We start from the raw sequence: 16,230 nt of genomic DNA, 5'->3' as shown, positions 1-16,230 counted from the left end.
CCGCCCCCCCTTCCCCATCAGGAGCATCGTCGATGACCGATCCCGCCGCGCGGTTTGCCGCGGCCTTTGCCGCCTGTCCGCTGGTCGCGATCCTGCGCGGCCTCACCCCGGCCGAATGCGAAGGCGTCGGTGACGCCCTGGTCGATGCCGGCTTCACCCTGCTCGAAGTGCCGCTCAACTCGCCCGATCCGCTGGTCAGCATCGCCGCCATGGCGAAACGCTATGCCGGCCGGGCGATGGTCGGCGCGGGCACGGTGCTGACCCCGCAGGCGGTCGCCGATGTCGCGCAGGCGGGCGGCGAGCTGATCATCTCGCCCAATACCGATACCGAGGTGATCCGCGCCTCGGTCGCGCGCGGGCTCGTCTCGCTGCCCGGCTATTACACGCCGAGCGAGGGGTTCGCCGCGCTCGCCGCGGGGGCGCATGCGCTCAAGCTCTTCCCCGCCGACGGTGCCGGTCCCGGCTTCCTCAAGGCGCAGCGCGCGGTGCTGCCCAAGACGACGCGCGTGCTCGCGGTCGGCGGTATTGCGCCCGACACCATGGCGCCGTGGCGCGCCGCCGGTGCCGACGGCTTCGGTCTCGGCTCCAACCTCTATCGCGCCGGCAAGTCCGTCGCCGACGTCGCGCGCGATGCCGCGGCGTTCGTCACCGCCGCCAAGGAACTCGCATGACCTTTGCCCGCCTGCTCCAGCAACGCCTGCCCGACGGCAGCCGCCGTGTCCTCTTCGCCGAGGCGGCCGCGCATGTCGTCACCGGCGTCGCAGCCACCCGCGAGCTCGCCGCGCTCGCCATCGCCGAGGGCGTGACGCTCGCCGAGGCGGCACGCGCGCGCCGCTCGGACGAGACGGTCGATCTCGCCGCCGCGCTCGCCGACGGCAGCCTGCTGCCCGCGATCGACCATGACGACAACGCGCGGCTGATGCTCGCCGGCACCGGCCTCACCCATCTCGGCTCCGCCGCCGGACGCGACGCGATGCACAAGGCCGCCGCCGCCGGCACGCAGACCGATTCGATGCGGCTGTTCCTCGAAGGCATGGACGGCGGCCGCCCCGCCGCCGGCGCGGTCGGCGCGCAGCCGGAGTGGTTCTACAAGGGCGACGGCCAGTCGCTGATCGCCCCCGGCGCGCCGCTCACCTCGCCCGCCTTCGCGCAGGACGGCGGCGAGGAGCCCGAGCTTGCCGGCATCTATCTGATCGGCGACGACGGCACGCCCTTCCGTCTCGGCATCGCGCTCGCCAACGAATTCAGCGATCACGTCACCGAGCGGCACAATTATTTGTGGCTCGCGCACAGCAAGCTGCGCGTCGCCGCGCTCGGGGCCGAGTTGCTGCTCGGCGAACCGCCCGCCGACATCCGCGGCACCAGCCGCATCGAGCGCGACGGCGAGACCCTGTGGGAGAAGCCCTTCCTCACCGGCGAGGCGAACATGTCGCACACGCTCGCCAACCTCGAACATCATCATTTCAAATACGCCGCCTTCCGCCGCCCCGGCGACATCCACGTCCACTTCTTCGGCACCGCGACCTTGTCCTGCGCCGACGGCGTGCAGACGCAGGCGGGCGACGTCTTCGCGATCGAGGCGGCGCCGTTCACGCTGCCGCTGCGCAACCCGCTCGCCCTCGCGGACGCCGGCGCCACCCCGGTCACGGTGCGCACGCTGTGAGCGGGCCGATCCGCCTCGCGCTCATCGGCATGGGCAAGATCGCGCACGACCAGCACGTTCCCGCGATCGCCGCTGATGCCGACATCGTCCTCACCGCGACGGTCAGCCGCAACGGGGAAGGCGTCGCCGGCGTCGCGCATTTCCGCGACATCGACGATCTCATCGCCAGCGGCCTGGCGATCGACGCGGTCGCGCTGTGCACGCCGCCGCAGGTGCGCCGTACGATCGCCGCGCGCGCGATCGCACAGGGCTGGCACGTCTTCCTCGAAAAACCGCCCGGCGCGACGCTCGCCGAGGTGGCGCAGCTCAGCGCTGCGGCCGACGCCGCCGGGATCAGCCTGTTCGCCAGCTGGCATTCGCGCTACGCCCCCGGCGTCGAGCCGGCGCGCGCCTTTCTCGCCGATGCCGAGATCCGCAGCGTCACGGTGACCTGGCGCGAGGACATCCGCGTCTGGCATCCGGGACAGGGCTGGATCCTCGAAGCGGGCGGCTTCGGCGTGTTCGATCCCGGCATCAACGCGCTGTCGATCGTCACCCGCATCCTGCCGCGGCCGTTCTTCATCACCGACGCCGAACTCGATTTCCCGTCGAACTGCGCCGCACCGATCGCCGCGCGGCTGCGCTTCGCCGACGATCTGGGGCTGGCGATCAGCGCCGATTTCGACTTCCGGCAGGAAGGCCCGCAAAGCTGGGACATCGTCGTCGAGACCGACCGCGGCACGCTGACGCTGCACGACGGCGGCGCGCGGCTGGTCCTGCCCGACGGCAGCGAACCGTCGCACAGCGCCGCACTGCACGGCGAATATTCCGGCCTCTACCGGCGCTTCGCCGAGATCGTCCACGCCCGCACCAGCGACGTCGACATCGCCCCGCTGCGCCATGTCGCCGACGCCTTCCTGCGCGGCGAACGCCTGACGGTGGAGCCGTTCATCGAATAACGAGCATCAGGGTTCACGCGAAGACGCGCAGGTGCTGCGTTCCTGTCAGAGCGCAGGGGGTAAGCCACAAGCGCGGCCCGATCCCTTCTCTACTCCGCGCCTCCGCGTGAGCCAAAACCCTTCGCGTCGTCGCGTCTTCGCGTAAACCCTCTCTTCTTCCCAGAAAACGAAGCAGACGTGGGTTCACGCGGAGGCGCGGAGGTGTCGCGCTCCGGAGCGAGCACTCGATCCCCATCGCAATGATGAGGCGGCCATCGCGGCCGGTCAGGCGAAGCGTTCGGCAGCCTCGCCGATCGCAGCATAGATCGCGTCGAGCTCGGCATCGTCGATGCAATAGGGCGGCATGACGTAGATCGTATTGCCGAGCGGCCGCAGCAGCAGGTCGCGGTCGCGGAAGAAGGCGAGCAGCTTCGGCCCCAGCGCCGACAGATAGTCCGCCCCGTCGCGACCCAGGTCGACCGCGGCGATCGTCCCCAGCGCCCGCGGATGACGCACGCCCGGCAAGGCCGCCAGCCGCGCCGCCTGCCGCGTCGCCAGATCGGCGACCTGCGCCAGCACCGGCTCCTCCTCCCAGATCGCGATGTTCGCCGCCGCCGCCGCGCAGGCGATCGGATTGGCGGTGTAGCTCGACGAGTGGAAGAACATCCGCGCGCGATCGTCGCTGTAATGCGCCTGATAGATCGGCTCGCGCGCCATCGTCACCGCCAGAGGCACCGCGCCGCCGGTCAGCCCCTTCGACAGGCAGAGGATGTCGGGCACCACGCCCGCCTGCTCGCACGCCAGCAGCGTCCCCGTCCGCCCCCAGCCGGTCATCACCTCGTCGGCGATGAACAGCACGGCATGACGCGCGCAGATCGCCGCCATCTCGGCGAGGACATGCGACGGATAGGTCAGCATCCCCCCGGCGCCGACGATCAGCGGCTCGACGATCAGCGCCGCCGGCGCTGCGCGGCACGCCGCCTCCAGCGCATCGAGCGTCGCCTGCTCCGCCCCCGCTGCGGGAAAGGGAATGGTCGCGACGTCGAACAGCAACGGTTCGTACGCCCGGTTGAACGCGCCGCGCGCGCCGACCGACATCGTCCCGATCGTATCGCCGTGATAGCCGTGTTCGAGCACCAGGATGCGGTGCCGCGGCTCGCCCCGGTTGAGCCAATAGCCGAGCGCCATCTTGAGCGCGACCTCGACCGCGGTCGATCCCGAATCGGAGAAGAACACCCGCGTCAGCGCCGGCGGCATCAGCCGCAGCAGCCCCGCCGCCACCGCCTCGGCCGGCTCGTGGCTCCAGCCGGCGAAGATGATCTGGTCGAGCCGCTCCGCCTGCGCGGCGATCGCCGCCATGATCCGCGGCTCGCGATGGCCGTGCGTCGTCACCCACCAGCTCGAGATCGCATCGACGATCCGCCGCCCGTCGCGGGTGAACAGCGCCGCGCCCTCGCTGCGCACCACGGTCGGGATCGGCTCGCCGAGCCCATGCTGGGTGAAGGGATGCCAGATCGGCGAAGTCATGCGAAATCCTCGGGTCTGAACCCGGCCGCGAAGGCCTGCGCCAGCGTGGCGGCGTCGAGCGGCGCGACCCGACCGAGCCGGCCGAGCCGCCTGACCCGGCCGATCGCCGCGATCGTCGCCTCGCTGTCCTCCTCCGGCTCGCCGACGAAGGCGATGCCGAGGATCGGCACGCCGCGGTGGCGCAACGCCTCGATGCTGAGCAGGCTGTGGTTGATCGTGCCGAGCGCGGTCCGCGCGACCAGCACCACCGGCGCCTGCCACGCCGCGAATTGGTCGGCGTAGAGCCGGTCACCGGCGAGCGGCACCAGCACGCCGCCCGCGCCCTCGACCACCAGCGTACCGTCGACCGAGGGCAGCGCGAGCCGCGCCGGATCGATCGTCACCCCGTCGATCGCCGCGGCGCGATGGGGCGAACAGGGCGTCGCCAGCCGATAGGCCTCGGGCAGCACCCGCGTCACGCCGAGCCGCCGCACCACGTCGCCATCGCCGTCGCCGGCGGGATCGAACCCCGCCTGCACCGGCTTCCAATAGGTCGCCCCGAGCGCCGCGGCGAGGCCGGCGGCGAACACCGTCTTGCCGATGTCGGTATCGGTGCCCGTCACTACGATCGTCCGCGTCATCGCAACAGCTCCGCCAGTCCGTGAATCGCCGCGTCATCGACGTGGCAGGTGATCGAGATGCGCAGCCGCGCCGTCCCCGCCGGCACCGTCGGCGGCCGGATCGCGCGCACGTCATAGCCCGCCGCCTGACAGCGCGCGGCGAGCGCCACCGCCGCGCCGTCCGCCCCGACGAAGACGGGGAGGATCTGCGATCCCGTCGCCCGGTCCAGCGCCGCCTCCGCCACGCCGATCCGCGCCCAGAGCCGCGCCTGCCGCTCGGGCTCGTCGGCGAGGATGCGCAGCGCCTCGCGCACCGCCACCGCGATCAGCGGCGACGGCGCGGTCGAGAAGATGAAGCCGCGCGCGCGGTTGACCAGATGGTCGCGCAGCAGCCGCGGCACGCACAACAGCCCGCCCTCCGCGCCGAGCGCCTTGCCGCAGGTGTGCAGCGTGACGACGTTCTCGCGCCCGTGCAGCGCCGCCGCCAGCCCGCGCCCGCCGTCGCCGAACACGCCCGTCGCATGCGCCTCGTCGATCATCAGCATAGCCTGATGGCGGTCGGCGAGCGCGACGAGATCGGCGAGCGGCGCGCGGTCGCCATCCATGCCGTAGAGGCTCTCGACGACGATCCACGGCGTGCCCGTCCCGCCGCCGCGCCGCCAGTCGCGGATCGCCGCCTCGAACGCCGCGACATCGTTATGCGCCGCCGCCACCCGCGGCGCGCGGCCGAGGCGCATGCCGTCGTGCGCGCTCGCGTGGATCAGCGTGTCGTGGATCACCAGATCGCCCGGCTGCGGCAGCGTCGCCAGCGCCGCGACATTGGCGGCATAGCCATTGGCGAGGAACAGCGCCGCCTCGCTACCGAAATAGGCCGCCGCCTCCGCCTCCAGCGCCTCATGTTCGGGATCGTTACCGCGCAGCAGGCGCGACCCGCCCGAACCGATCCCGACGCCGCGATCCAGCGCCGCCGCCACCGCCGCACGCAGCCGCGCCGAGTCGCCGAGGCCGAGATAATCGTTCGAGGTGAAATCGGCGCCGGCGCGCGGCACCAGCCGCCGCAGCCGGTCGGCGCCCGCCAGCCTAGCCAGATCGTCGCGGTAGAATTGCAGCATCCCCGCCCTTTAGCCGATGGAACGCGACACGCCATCATCCCGCGCTGGTCATCGCCCCGCCGCCTCCGGTAGAGACGACGCGCTACGCGGCGAAGGCGGGGGGATGATGACGATACGGGCGATGATCGTGGCAGGGGCGATGGCGCTGTTCGTGCCGACCGTGGCGGCGGCCCAGCCGGTCACGCTGCCGCGCACCATCCTGTTCATCGGCAACAGCTTCACCCAGGGCGAACATTCCCCGGTGCGCAACTGGCATGCCGGCACCGTCACCGATCTCAACGGCGCGGGCTATGGCGGCGTGCCGGCGCTGTTCAAGGAATTCACCGAGGAGGCCGGGCTGCGCTACGCAGTCAGCCTCGAGACGCAGGGCGGGCAGAGCCTCGCCTTCCATTACGACCAGCGCCGGCATCTGTTCGACCGCGCCTGGGACGTCGTCGTCTTGCAGGAATATAGCACGCTCGATCGCGAGCGGCCGGGCGATCCGGCGCGCTACATCCGCAGCGTCGGCGCGCTCACCGATCTGTTCCGCGGGCGCAATCCGGCGGTGCGGGTCAATCTGATGGCGACGTGGAGCCGCGCCGATCAGACCTATCTGCCCGGCGGCCACTGGTACGGCCGCGGCATCGCCGCCATGGCCGACGATCTGCGCGCCGCCGCCGACCGCGCCCGCCGCACGCATCCCGCGGTGAGCGGCATCATCCCGGTCGGCCAGGCGTGGCTGCGCGCCTTCGCCGCCGGCATCGCCGATCCCAATCCCTATGACGGGGTCAGCTACGGCCAGGCCAATTTCTGGACCTACGATCAATACCACGCCAGCGCCGCGGGCTATTATCTCGAAGCCCTGCTCGTCTTCGGGCGCGTCACCGGCGTCGATCCGCGCACCCTCGGCCGTACCGAGCGCGCCGCCGACGAACTCGGCCTCTCCCCCGACCTCGCCGCCTCGCTGCAACTCGTCGCCCGCGAGCAACTCGAACGCGGCTGAGGTCATCTCGGGTATTCGCGCAGAGGCGCGGAGGACGCAGAGAGGCGGCTATGCCGCTGCTCCGTGCTTATCTCCCGGCGGAGCCTAGGTGAGTTCACGCGAAGACGCGAAGATGTCCCGCCCCGCCGCCGGCGCGGCCCACGCTTTCTACCGGCAAGATAAGAGGAACACGCCAGCCCCAGCCGCACCCTCTTCGCGTCTTCGCGTCTTCGCGTCTTTGCGTGAAATCTCCATCGAGGCGCGCCGGCGCGGATCGGAGCCCCTCCGCGCCTCCGCGCCTCCGCGCCTCCGCGTGCAACAACCTGCTTCGCCGGCGCGGCCGACTCGAGCGACGCCGCGATGCGCGTCGGCCCATTCCTAACCACGCGATGCTGCTTGTTCACGCGGAGGCGCGGAGGCGCGGAGGCGCGGAGCAGCGACGTATGCGGCCGTCGGTCCGATGATCCGGAAGCCTGAACGGGTTCACGCGACGACGCGAAGACGTCCTGCCTCGCCGCCGGTGCGGTCCGTGCTCTCCACCGCGCGCCCTTGGCGTCTTCGCGTCCTCGCAGGAAATCGATCGAGGCATACCGGCGAGGATCGGGAGCACCTGCGCGCCCTCCGCGCCTCTGCGCGCACAAACCGCCTCGCCCAGCTACCAGGCCGCGAACCGCGCTTTCGGCACCGCCGGTCCCGCCCGCGCCGCGCCGAGCCGCCCGTCGCGCAGCAGCGGCAGCACCGCCATCGCCGGGCTGCGCTCGTTGGCGACGAGCATCTCACCCGCCTCGGGCCGCAGCAGGAAGAAGCGCGGCCAGTCGCCGCCGCACGGCGCCTGTTCGATCAGCCGCGGTCGCAGCGGATCGTCGAGCGCGAACACCGCGATCGTATTCGGCCCGCGGTTGGAGGCATAGAGCCGCTTGCCCGCCGCATCGACCGCGACATGGCCGACATAGCCCTCCCGCCCCGCCGGCAGCGTCGGCTGCGCGCCGATCGTGGTGAACCGGCCGTCCGCCTCGATCCGCAGCGTCGTCAGCCGGCTGTCGAGTTCGCTGACCAGATAGGCGAGCGGCCCGTCGGGGTGCCAGGCGATATGCCGCGGCCCCGATCCCGGCGGCGCCTGCCATGCGACCATCGTATCGACCACCCGCCCGCCGACGATGCGATGCGCGAACACCGCATCCGCGCCGAGGTCGACCGCATAGAGCCAGCGCCCGCCGCCGCCGAAGCCGACCCAATGCGGATGCGGCTCCGCCTGTCGCGCGGCATTGGGTCCGCGGCCGTGATGCCGGACGATCTGCGCCGCTCCCGGCACGCCGTCGCGCAGCCGATGCACCGACACCGTCCCGCCGCTGTAATCCGCCACCGCGGCAACCGAGCGATCGGGCGCGATCGCGAGATGGACGGGCTCGTGGCCGCCGGTCGCCGCCGCGCCGCGCGACCGCCAGCCGGCGTCGAAGCCGATCAGCCGCCCGCCCGCCTTGCCGGAAAAGACCGCGAGCCGCCCCGTGCCGTCCGGCACCGTCCATTCGAGCCCGTCCGGCAGCGCCAGCCGCCGCACCCCGCCCGCCGCGCCGAGCGCGAAGGCGCCGCCGTCCGACGACGCCGCGACGCCCTCACGCGGCGGCGCGGCGGCGGCGGGCAAGGCGACGCTCGCACCGATGCCGGCGAGCAGGGCGCGCCGGTCGAGCGTCATTCAGACGCGCATCGGCATCAGCACGTACAGCGCCGGTGCCTTGTCATTCTCGCGGATCAGCGTCGGCGCCGCCGCGTCGTTGAGGTGCACCTCGACCACGTCGCCGTCGATCTGGCCCAGGATGTCGAGCAGATAACGGCTGTTGAAGCCGATCTCGAACGGCAGCGAGACATATTCGCCGGGCACTTCCTCCGCCGCGGTGCCGTTTTCCGGGCTGGTCACCGACAGCGTGATCTTGTCGCGGTCGAGCGCCATCTTGACCGCGCGGGTCTTTTCGGTGGCGATCGTCGAGACGCGATCGACGCCTTCTTCGAAGCTGCGCGGATCGAGCTTGAGGATCTTGTCGTTCGCGGTCGGGATGACGCGCGAATAATCGGGGAAGGTGCCGTCGATCAGCTTTGAGGTGAGGATCGCCTGCCCCAGGTCGAAGCGGATCTTGGTCCCCGATAGCGACACGCCGACCGAGCCGTCGACCTCGTCGAGCAGCTTGCGCAGCTCGGCAACGCATTTGCGCGGCACGATCACGTCGGGCATCCCCGCCGCGCCCTCGGGCCGCGGCAGCGTCACGCGGGCGAGGCGATGGCCGTCGGTCGCCGCCGCCTTGAGCGTCGGCTCGGCCGCATCGTCCTGGACGTGCAGGAAGATGCCGTTGAGATAATAGCGCGTCTCTTCGGTCGAGATGGCGAAGCGCGTCTTGTCGATGATCTGCTTGAGCGTCTCCGCCGGAATCTCGAACTGCGTCGGCAGCTCGCCCTCGGCGATCACCGGAAAGTCGTCGCGCGGCAGCGTGCCGAGGCTGAAGCGCGCGCGCCCCGCGACGATCGACATCCGCCCTTCCGACGCGGCAAGCTGCACCTGGCTGCCGTCGGGCAGCTTGCGCGCGATGTCGAACAGCGTGTGCGCCGACACCGTCGTCGATCCCGGCTGGTCGACCGCGGCCATCACCGATTCGTTGATCTGGAGGTCGAGGTCGGTCGCCATCATCCGCAGCTGGCCCTCGGCGGTCGCCTCGAGCAGCACGTTCGACAGGATCGGAATGGTATTGCGCCGCTCCACCACCGACTGGACATGGCTCAGCCCCTTGAGCAGCGTTGCGCGTTCGATCGTCGCCTTCATGAATCCTAACCCCTGCCCCCGCTAACGGGTATTCCCCGAGTCCGGGGCGTGTTCCACTCCGTCCTACCCATGAAAAAGGGGTAGGAGCAAGCGTGCCGACCCCTCGGGCGATTCCAGTTAACGTGGCGTTAGCGCGGGTGGAGCGCGGGAAAATGCGAAAGCCGTTGCTTTTGCCCGGTCGCCCTCCGACACCCGCGGCATGACCCTCCCCGCCCCGACCGTGCGCCGCGGCCGTGATTTCATCGCCCGCCACGGCGAAACCGTGTTCAACGCCGCCGCGCGGTTGCAGGGCGACGCGGCGCACACGCCGCTCACCCGCGCCGGCTTCGCGCAGGCCGAGGCGATCGGGTGCGCCTTGCGCGAGCGGCTCGGCGTGCGGCCGGCGCTGACCCTGTGGGCCTCGCCGACCGGCCGCGCCTTGCAGACGCTGGCGGTGATCGCCGAGCTGCTCGACCTCGACTGGCATGGCGCCCGCCTCGATGCGCGGCTCGGCGAGATCGGCATGGGCAGCTGGGGCGGGCGCGGCTATGCGGAGCTGGCCGGCGCGGTCGGCCCGATCGTCACCGCCGACGGCCTGCTCCGCCCCGCCCCCGGCGGCGAGGATTACCGGCAGATCGCCGCGCGCGTCACCGGCTGGCTCGTCGACACCGCGGGCGATCCGGGCGACCGGCTGGTAATCTCGCACGGCATCAGCAGCCGCGTGCTGCGCGGGGTGATGACCGGGCTGCCGCCGCATCCCGACTGGGGCGCGCCGATCGCCGCCGGCCTGCCGCAGGGATCGCTCGCCTGCATCGCCGCCGGGGTCGAGACGATCGCGCATCGCGGCACCGGCCACGCCCCCGCATGAGCCTGCTGCTCGCCGTCTTGGTTGCCGCCACCCCCGCCGGGCGCGAGACGATCGGCGTCTATCAGGGCTGGGGCGCGTTCCGCGACGCCACGCCGGCGCGCTGCTATGCGATCGCGCGCCCGGTCGCGGCGGGAGGCCGCACCGGCGGCTGGGCGAGCATCGCCACCTGGCCGGGCCGCGGCCTGCGCAACTCGCTGCACATCCGCCTGTCGCGCCCGCGCGAACGCGCGGCGCGGGTGACGCTGAGCGTCGGCGAGCGCCGCTTCGACCTCGCCGCCACCGACCGCGACGCCTGGGCGACGGACGGCCCCAGCGACCGCGCCATCCTCGCCGCGCTGCGTTCCGGCCGCAGCATGAGCATCGAAGCCGTCGCCACCGGCGGCCGCCCCTTCGCCGACGTCTACCGCCTCGCCGGCGCCGCCACCGCGATCGACGCGGCGGCGCTGGCCTGCGCGGGGCGGTGAGGCGTTCCTGCGCCGGCAGGAGCGCAGGGTTCCACACGCCGTCCGACGGTGCTCCGCCGGGCCCTCCGCTTCGACTGGCGCAGGATCACGCGCGCTTATCCGACACCATGGCAAATCGCACCGTTTTCGCCTATATGCCGGCGATGCTCGACAGCGTTGCTCCTCCGATGCCCATTCCGGGCCATATCGATCCCGTGCCCGTGCCGCGCGCGCCGACCTTCCGCGAGGACGGGCGGATCGACCTGATCGGCCTCGGCAAGGACGCATTGCGCCAGACGCTGCTCGATGCCGGCATGGAGCCGCGACAGGCGAAGCTGCGCGGCAAGCAGATCTGGCACTGGCTCTACAATCGCGGCGCCACCGAATTTTTGGCGATGACCGACATTTCCAAGACGATGCATCCGTGGCTGGAGCAGCGCTTCGTCATCGGCCGGCCGGAGGTGGTCGAGGCGCAGGTGTCGACCGACGGGACGCGCAAATGGCTGCTGCGCTCGCCCGACGGGCAGGATTACGAGGCGGTGTTCATCCCCGACGCCGATCGCGGCACGCTCTGCGTGTCGAGCCAGGTCGGCTGCACGCTCAACTGCCGCTTCTGCCACACCGGCACGATGCGCCTCGTCCGCAACCTCACCGCGGGCGAGATCGTCGGCCAGGTGATGCTCGCGCGCGACGCGCTCGGCGAATGGCCGAGCCAGCCCGAAGGGCGGATGCTCACCAATATCGTGATGATGGGCATGGGCGAGCCGCTCTACAATTTCGACGCGGTGCGCGATGCGCTCAAGCTGGTGATGGACGGCGACGGCCTCGCCCTCTCCAAGCGCCGCATCACGCTCAGCACCAGCGGCGTCGTGCCGATGATGGCGCGCGCCGGCGAGGAGATCGGCGTCAACCTCGCCGTGTCGCTGCACGCGGTGACCAAGGAGGTGCGCGACGAGATCGTGCCGCTCAACAAGAAATACGGCATCGAGGAGCTGTTGCAGGCCTGCGCCGATTATCCCGGCGCCAACAACGCCCGCCGCATCACGTTCGAATATGTCATGCTCAAGGACAAGAACGATTCGGATGCCGAGGCGCACGAGCTCGTCCGGCTGCTGCGCAAATACGACCTGCCCGCCAAGGTCAATCTGATCCCGTTCAACCCCTGGCCCGGCGCGCCCTATGACACGTCGACGCCGGAGCGGGTGCGGCGGTTCAGCGACATCGTCTTCCAGGGCGGCATCTCCGCGCCGGTGCGCACCCCGCGCGGCCGCGATATCGACGCCGCCTGCGGCCAGCTCAAGACCGCGGCCGAGAAGAAGAGCCGCGCGCAGCTCGACCGCGAGGCCGACGAGAAGATGGCCGCGCTTGGCTGATCCGGCGACGCTCGCCTTCGCGGCGGGCGCAGGAATGGTCGGCGGCGCGATGAACGCGCTCGCCGGGGGCGGCTCGTTCGCGACGATGCCGACGCTGATCGCGCTCGGCCTGCCCTCGACGATTGCCAATGCGACCAGCAACGTCGCCGTCCAGCCCGGCGCGATGGCGAGCGCCTGGGCCTATCGCGGCGGGCTCGCGCCGCTCGGCGGGGTCGGCATCCGCACGCTGTCCGCGATTACCTTCGCCGGCGGCCTCGCCGGCAGCCTGCTGCTCGCCTGGACGCCGGCGCGCGCCTTCGACGTCATCGTGCCGTGGCTGCTGCTCGCCGCGACGATCGCGATCGCGCTCGGCCGCCATGCCTCCGACTGGCTGAGCACCCGCTTCGCCGCGGGGCCGCGCAGCCTCGTCGCCGGGCAGGCGCTGCTCGGCATCTATGGCGGCTATTTCGGCGGCGGCGTCGGCATGATGCTCACCGCCATGTGGGGATTGCTCACCGGCGACAGCCCCGCCGCGCTCGCCGCGCCGCGCACGCTGATGCTCGCGGTCGCCAACAGCGCGGCGACGATCGTCTTCATCGCCAGCGGCATGGTCGCATGGACCCTCTGCCTGCCGATGATGATCGGCTCGATCGCCGGCGGCTATCTCGGCGCCCTCGTCGGCCGCCGCCTGCCGCCGGGCGTGATCCGCGGCTGGACGCTGCTGGTGACGGTCGCGACGACCGCGGTCTTCTTCTGGCGCGCCTACGGCTGATGTGCCGTACGTGCCTCGACACGCTCGGGGCTGACGGAGGAGGGGCTAGGGGCCGATCAGCCGGCGCCATCGTCCCAGGCGCTGAGAGAATGATGCGAGTCGACTTGTCGCGCCGGCGGCTTTCGTTCGCGCGGAGGCGCGGAGGCGCGGAGGGTGCCGGGTCAGCGAGGCGGTATGGTGGCTATCTTGAGAGGTATGAGGCTGACCCGCGCGTCACCTTGCCGCGCCACTGCGCCACTGCGCGAAATTCTCTCCCCAGAGCCACCACCGCCGCGCGCGAAGGCGACCGCCACTCACTCCCAGCGCGAGGCTGCCGCGTCATCCGTCTCCCGCGCCTCGACCCAGCGTGCCTCGCCGTCGCGGGTTTCGCGTTTCCAGAAGGGGGCGTCGGTCTTGAGCCGGTCGATGAGATAGGCGCAGGCGTCGAGCGCGGCGGCGCGATGCGGGGCGGCGGCGGCGACGAAGACGATGCGCGCGCCCGGCGCCATCGGCCCGACGCGGTGGACGATCGTCGCCGCGCCGAGCGACCAGCGCGCCACCGCCTGCGCCGCGACGCGTTCGAGCGCCGCCTCGGTCGCCCCCGGATAATGTTCGAGTTCGAGCGTGCCGACACCGTCGTCGGCACGGACCAGCCCGGTGAAAGTCGCCACCGCGCCGGCGCCCGCCGTCGCTTCGGCGAGCGCCATTTCGGCCGCGATGTCGATCGCTTCGGGGGTGACGCGGATGCGGATCATCCGCCGGTCACCGGCGGGAACAGCGCGACCTCGCGTGCGCCGACGATCGAGGCGTCGATGGCGACGAACGCCTGATCGACCGCGGCACGCAGCCGGCCGCGATCCGCCAGCGCAGCCGCGCCGGCCTCGTCGCGCGCCGCCAGCCAGTCGATCAGGCCGGCGACGTCGGTGACCCCGGCGGGCAGCTCGACCGTCTCGTGCGCGCGGCCCATCCGCTCGCGCACCCAGGCGAAATAGAGGAGATCGAGGCGCATCGCTCAGTCCATATGCTTGAGGCCGACGCGCAGGTAATCCCAGCCCGTCACCAGCGTCAGCGCCGCCGCCGCCCACAGGCAGCCGAGTCCGGTCGCCTTGATCCAGCCCTGCGCCGGCAGCGCGCCGGCGAGGATCAGCGCGCCGAAGGCGACGAGCTGCAGCGTCGTCTTCCATTTGGCGAGCTTCGACACCGGCAGCGACACCTGCAGTCCGGCGAGGAATTCGCGCAGCCCCGACACCGCGATCTCGCGCAGCAGGATGATCAGCGCGGCGATCAGATGCACGCCGGTGATCAGCGCGCGATCGTCGTGCCGCGTGCCGACCAGCATCAGGATCACCGCGGCGACCATGATCTTGTCGGCGATCGGATCGAGGAAGACGCCGAGCTTCGACACCGCGCCCTGCGCGCGCGCCAGATAGCCGTCAAAATAATCGGTGATGCCCATCAGGCAGTAGAGCGCGAAGGCGATGCCGAACCCCGCCTCCCAGCGCGGCCACCAGAGCAACGCGACGAGCAGCGGCACCGCGACGATCCGCGACAACGTCAGGAGGTTGGGCAAGGTCAGCATCGTCGCCCTCCTACTCCGCCGCGGCAGCGGGCGGAACCCCTGCGGAAAGCACTGTGCCGGATCGACGCGCTCGCCACGGGTAAACGGCTGCTTTTGTCCGCGGCCGGGCGCGCCTCGGTGAAGGCGCGGATCCGGGTCACTCGGAGGCGCGGAGGACGCAGAGGAGTTGCGGGTGCGGCGGCCGCATTCGTCACCTGCTGGCCCTGCGATGTCTCGTCGTGCACGGAGAGCCACCTCTCCGCGCCTCCGCGCCTCCGCGCCTCCGCGCCTCCGCGTGAACCGAAGCCTTCGGCTTGACGGTTCCGCACGCGCGGTTTGTCGCAGTGCCGACGGACGGGATTTCGCCCGCAGCTTGGCTTCCCGCCTTTCCCCTGTCCGTTAGTCCTGAGCTCGTCGAAGGGCGGGCTTCCTCGCCCACCGCGCTCTTGAGGAAGCGTGTGCTTCGACAGGCTCAGCACGAACGGGATGTGGGTCGCATTCGGTTCCGGCGTGGCTCGCAGGGGACCGTGGACGAGCGTTCACGCGGAGGCGCGGAGACGCGGAGAGGTAGCGGGCAGCCTCAGCTTGCGCCGACCGGCCGTACGATCAGGCGCCGACGCTGCGCGCCCCCGCGTCCTCCGCGCCCCTGCGCGGATCGATGGCTCAGGCGTGCACCATCGTCCCCGCGCCCTCGGAGGTGAAGATCTCCAGCAGCATCGCATGCGGTACGCGACCGTCGAGGATCACCGCCGCGTCGACCCCGGCCCCGACCGCGGCGACGCAGGTCTCGACCTTGGGGATCATCCCGCCGGAGATCGTCCCGTCCGCCTGCAACGCCGCGATCTTCGCCGGGTCGAGGTCGGTGAGCAATGTTTTGTCCTTGTCGAGCACCCCGGCGACGTCGGTCAGCAGGAAGAACCGCGCCGCGCCCAGCGCCCCGGCGATCGCGCCAGCCATCGTGTCGGCGTTGATGTTATAGGTCTGGCCGTCGCGGCCGCTGGCGATCGGCGCGATCACCGGGATGATGCCGCTCGCCGACAGCGTGTCGATGATCGTCCGGTCGACCGCGACCGGCTCGCCGACGAAGCCGAGATCGACGTGCCGCTCGATCCCCTGCAACGTGTCGGGCGTATCGCGCCCGACCTTGCGCGCGGTGACGAGATTGGCGTCCTTGCCCGAGATGCCGACCGCGCGGCCGCCCGCCTGGCCGATCCAGTTGACGATCTCCTTGTTGATCGAACCGGCGAGGACCATCTCCGCGATCCGTGCGGTTTCCGCGTCGGTGACGCGCAGCCCGTCGACGAAGCGCGATTCGACGCCGAGCCGCTTGAGCATCGCACCGATCTGCGGCCCGCCGCCATGCACCACCACCGGGTTGATGCCGACCGCCTTGAGCAGCACGACATCCTCGGCGAAGTCGCGCGCCAGCTCCGGATCGCCCATCGCATGGCCGCCATATTTCACCACGAAGGTCTTGCCCGCATAGCGCTGCAGATAGGGCAGCGCGTCGGTGAGCGTTTCGGCCTTGGCGAGCAGCGCGGCGGTGGCGATCGAGTCGGTCATCCGCGCGCCTTTAGCCGCGGATGGTCGCGCGGTGAAGGTGCTGTGGGTGGGACGGGGCGTGTCGTAGCTGTCGTGGCGGGAACCGCCGTTTCGCCCTGCCCTCACCCTTCCGGCGCTGCGCGCCTCCC

At 71.4% G+C, this 16,230-nt stretch carries 17 protein-coding genes; 8 read left to right on the top strand and 9 right to left on the bottom strand.

From position 1 onward, the window contains the following. Window positions 1–32: 32 nt before the first annotated feature. Genes BW41_RS05090 through BW41_RS05080 form a run of 3 tightly spaced genes read left to right on the top strand, consistent with a single transcriptional unit; the run spans window position 33 to window position 2,601 of the window. Entirely contained in the window at window positions 33–671 is a 639-nt protein-coding gene (locus BW41_RS05090; protein ID WP_037532022.1) for a 2-dehydro-3-deoxy-6-phosphogalactonate aldolase, read from the top strand. Continuing rightward, a complete protein-coding gene (araD1, locus tag BW41_RS05085; protein ID WP_037532021.1) occupies window positions 668–1,663 on the top strand; it encodes an AraD1 family protein in 996 nt (331 codons plus the stop codon). The genes BW41_RS05090 and araD1 overlap by 4 nt, the downstream gene beginning before the upstream one ends. After that, the gene (locus tag BW41_RS05080; RefSeq protein WP_081792908.1) at window positions 1,660–2,601 is read left to right on the top strand and encodes a Gfo/Idh/MocA family protein; all 942 of its coding nucleotides are present in this window, start codon (window positions 1,660–1,662) and stop codon (window positions 2,599–2,601) included. Before araD1 ends, BW41_RS05080 begins: the two co-directional genes overlap by 4 nt. A 264-nt stretch (window positions 2,602–2,865) precedes the next feature. On the opposite strand, the gene BW41_RS05075 is transcribed toward BW41_RS05080, so the two are convergent. The 3 genes from BW41_RS05075 to BW41_RS05065 are packed head-to-tail and all read right to left on the bottom strand — an operon-like array spanning window position 2,866 to window position 5,818. Next, a complete protein-coding gene (locus tag BW41_RS05075; protein ID WP_037532020.1) occupies window positions 2,866–4,107 on the bottom strand; it encodes an adenosylmethionine--8-amino-7-oxononanoate transaminase in 1,242 nt (413 codons plus the stop codon). Beyond that, the gene (bioD, locus tag BW41_RS05070; RefSeq protein WP_037532019.1) at window positions 4,104–4,727 is read right to left on the bottom strand and encodes a dethiobiotin synthase; all 624 of its coding nucleotides are present in this window, start codon (window positions 4,725–4,727) and stop codon (window positions 4,104–4,106) included. Before bioD ends, BW41_RS05075 begins: the two co-directional genes overlap by 4 nt. After that, window positions 4,724–5,818 (bottom strand): 8-amino-7-oxononanoate synthase, encoded by a 1,095-nt coding sequence (locus BW41_RS05065; RefSeq protein ID WP_037532017.1) that lies wholly within the window; start codon window positions 5,816–5,818, stop codon window positions 4,724–4,726. The genes bioD and BW41_RS05065 overlap by 4 nt, the downstream gene beginning before the upstream one ends. Window positions 5,819–5,924: 106 nt before the next feature. Here BW41_RS05065 and BW41_RS05060 point away from each other — a divergent pair, with 106 nt between their 5' ends. Further along, entirely contained in the window at window positions 5,925–6,800 is an 876-nt protein-coding gene (locus BW41_RS05060; protein WP_443027638.1) for a DUF4886 domain-containing protein, read from the top strand. 634 nt (window positions 6,801–7,434) lie between these two features. Here BW41_RS05060 and BW41_RS05055 read toward each other — a convergent pair. After that, window positions 7,435–8,472 (bottom strand): lactonase family protein, encoded by a 1,038-nt coding sequence (locus BW41_RS05055; RefSeq protein WP_051583259.1) that lies wholly within the window; start codon window positions 8,470–8,472, stop codon window positions 7,435–7,437. Then, entirely contained in the window at window positions 8,473–9,588 is a 1,116-nt protein-coding gene (gene dnaN, locus BW41_RS05050) for a DNA polymerase III subunit beta (protein ID WP_037532014.1), read from the bottom strand. Between the two features lie 199 nt (window positions 9,589–9,787). On the opposite strand from dnaN, the gene BW41_RS05045 reads away from it, so the two are divergent. The 4 genes from BW41_RS05045 to BW41_RS05030 all read left to right on the top strand — a co-directional run bounded on the left by BW41_RS05045 (window position 9,788) and on the right by BW41_RS05030 (window position 13,002). Further along, window positions 9,788–10,435 (top strand): histidine phosphatase family protein, encoded by a 648-nt coding sequence (locus BW41_RS05045; RefSeq protein WP_037532013.1) that lies wholly within the window; start codon window positions 9,788–9,790, stop codon window positions 10,433–10,435. Beyond that, window positions 10,432–10,899, top strand: coding sequence for an invasion associated locus B family protein (locus BW41_RS05040; protein WP_037532012.1), 468 nt, complete (start codon window positions 10,432–10,434; stop codon window positions 10,897–10,899). The genes BW41_RS05045 and BW41_RS05040 overlap by 4 nt, the downstream gene beginning before the upstream one ends. A 107-nt stretch (window positions 10,900–11,006) precedes the next feature. Then, window positions 11,007–12,251, top strand: coding sequence for a 23S rRNA (adenine(2503)-C(2))-methyltransferase RlmN (rlmN, locus tag BW41_RS05035; protein WP_051583258.1), 1,245 nt, complete (start codon window positions 11,007–11,009; stop codon window positions 12,249–12,251). Then, window positions 12,244–13,002, top strand: a complete 759-nt coding sequence (locus BW41_RS05030) for a sulfite exporter TauE/SafE family protein (RefSeq protein WP_037532011.1) — start codon at window positions 12,244–12,246, stop codon at window positions 13,000–13,002. Before rlmN ends, BW41_RS05030 begins: the two co-directional genes overlap by 8 nt. Before the next feature lie 293 nt (window positions 13,003–13,295). Here the strand turns inward: BW41_RS05030 and BW41_RS05025 are convergent, their stop codons facing one another. The 4 genes from BW41_RS05025 to argB form a co-directional block, all read right to left on the bottom strand. Continuing rightward, the gene (locus BW41_RS05025) at window positions 13,296–13,736 is read right to left on the bottom strand and encodes a molybdenum cofactor biosynthesis protein MoaE (protein ID WP_037532009.1); all 441 of its coding nucleotides are present in this window, start codon (window positions 13,734–13,736) and stop codon (window positions 13,296–13,298) included. After that, complete coding sequence (gene moaD / locus BW41_RS05020) at window positions 13,733–13,990, bottom strand: molybdopterin converting factor subunit 1 (protein ID WP_037532008.1); 258 nt, start codon at window positions 13,988–13,990, stop codon at window positions 13,733–13,735. Before moaD ends, BW41_RS05025 begins: the two co-directional genes overlap by 4 nt. A 3-nt stretch (window positions 13,991–13,993) precedes the next feature. Beyond that, complete coding sequence (gene pgsA, locus BW41_RS05015) at window positions 13,994–14,560, bottom strand: CDP-diacylglycerol--glycerol-3-phosphate 3-phosphatidyltransferase (RefSeq protein ID WP_037532006.1); 567 nt, start codon at window positions 14,558–14,560, stop codon at window positions 13,994–13,996. 642 nt (window positions 14,561–15,202) lie between these two features. Further along, a complete protein-coding gene (argB, locus tag BW41_RS05010; RefSeq protein WP_037532004.1) occupies window positions 15,203–16,102 on the bottom strand; it encodes an acetylglutamate kinase in 900 nt (299 codons plus the stop codon). Window positions 16,103–16,230 lie beyond the last annotated feature (128 nt).

Source organism: Sphingomonas sp. RIT328, from assembly GCF_000632225.1.
Taxonomy (GTDB): Bacteria; Pseudomonadota; Alphaproteobacteria; order Sphingomonadales; family Sphingomonadaceae; genus Sphingomonas; species Sphingomonas kyungheensis.
The sequence above is the reverse complement of the archived record's forward strand: the minus strand, read 5'-3'. Positions and strand labels throughout refer to the sequence as shown.

Bases quoted from the DNA above. Each gene is read 5' to 3' on its own strand.
- BW41_RS05090 (WP_037532022.1), top strand. From the start codon at position 33: ATGACCGATCCCGCCGCGCGGTTTGCCGCGGCCTTTGCCGCCTGTCCG.
- araD1 (WP_037532021.1), top strand. From the start codon at position 668: ATGACCTTTGCCCGCCTGCTCCAGCAACGCCTGCCCGACGGCAGCCGC.
- BW41_RS05075 (WP_037532020.1), bottom strand. From the start codon at position 4,107: ATGACTTCGCCGATCTGGCATCCCTTCACCCAGCATGGGCTCGGCGAG.
- bioD (WP_037532019.1), bottom strand. From the start codon at position 4,727: ATGACGCGGACGATCGTAGTGACGGGCACCGATACCGACATCGGCAAG.
- BW41_RS05065 (WP_037532017.1), bottom strand. From the start codon at position 5,818: ATGCTGCAATTCTACCGCGACGATCTGGCTAGGCTGGCGGGCGCCGAC.
- BW41_RS05060 (WP_443027638.1), top strand. From the start codon at position 5,925: ATGACGATACGGGCGATGATCGTGGCAGGGGCGATGGCGCTGTTCGTG.
- BW41_RS05055 (WP_051583259.1), bottom strand. From the start codon at position 8,472: ATGACGCTCGACCGGCGCGCCCTGCTCGCCGGCATCGGTGCGAGCGTC.
- dnaN (WP_037532014.1), bottom strand. From the start codon at position 9,588: ATGAAGGCGACGATCGAACGCGCAACGCTGCTCAAGGGGCTGAGCCAT.
- BW41_RS05045 (WP_037532013.1), top strand. From the start codon at position 9,788: ATGACCCTCCCCGCCCCGACCGTGCGCCGCGGCCGTGATTTCATCGCC.
- BW41_RS05040 (WP_037532012.1), top strand. From the start codon at position 10,432: ATGAGCCTGCTGCTCGCCGTCTTGGTTGCCGCCACCCCCGCCGGGCGC.
- rlmN (WP_051583258.1), top strand. From the start codon at position 11,007: ATGGCAAATCGCACCGTTTTCGCCTATATGCCGGCGATGCTCGACAGC.
- BW41_RS05025 (WP_037532009.1), bottom strand. From the start codon at position 13,736: ATGATCCGCATCCGCGTCACCCCCGAAGCGATCGACATCGCGGCCGAA.
- moaD (WP_037532008.1), bottom strand. From the start codon at position 13,990: ATGCGCCTCGATCTCCTCTATTTCGCCTGGGTGCGCGAGCGGATGGGC.
- pgsA (WP_037532006.1), bottom strand. From the start codon at position 14,560: ATGCTGACCTTGCCCAACCTCCTGACGTTGTCGCGGATCGTCGCGGTG.
- argB (WP_037532004.1), bottom strand. From the start codon at position 16,102: ATGACCGACTCGATCGCCACCGCCGCGCTGCTCGCCAAGGCCGAAACG.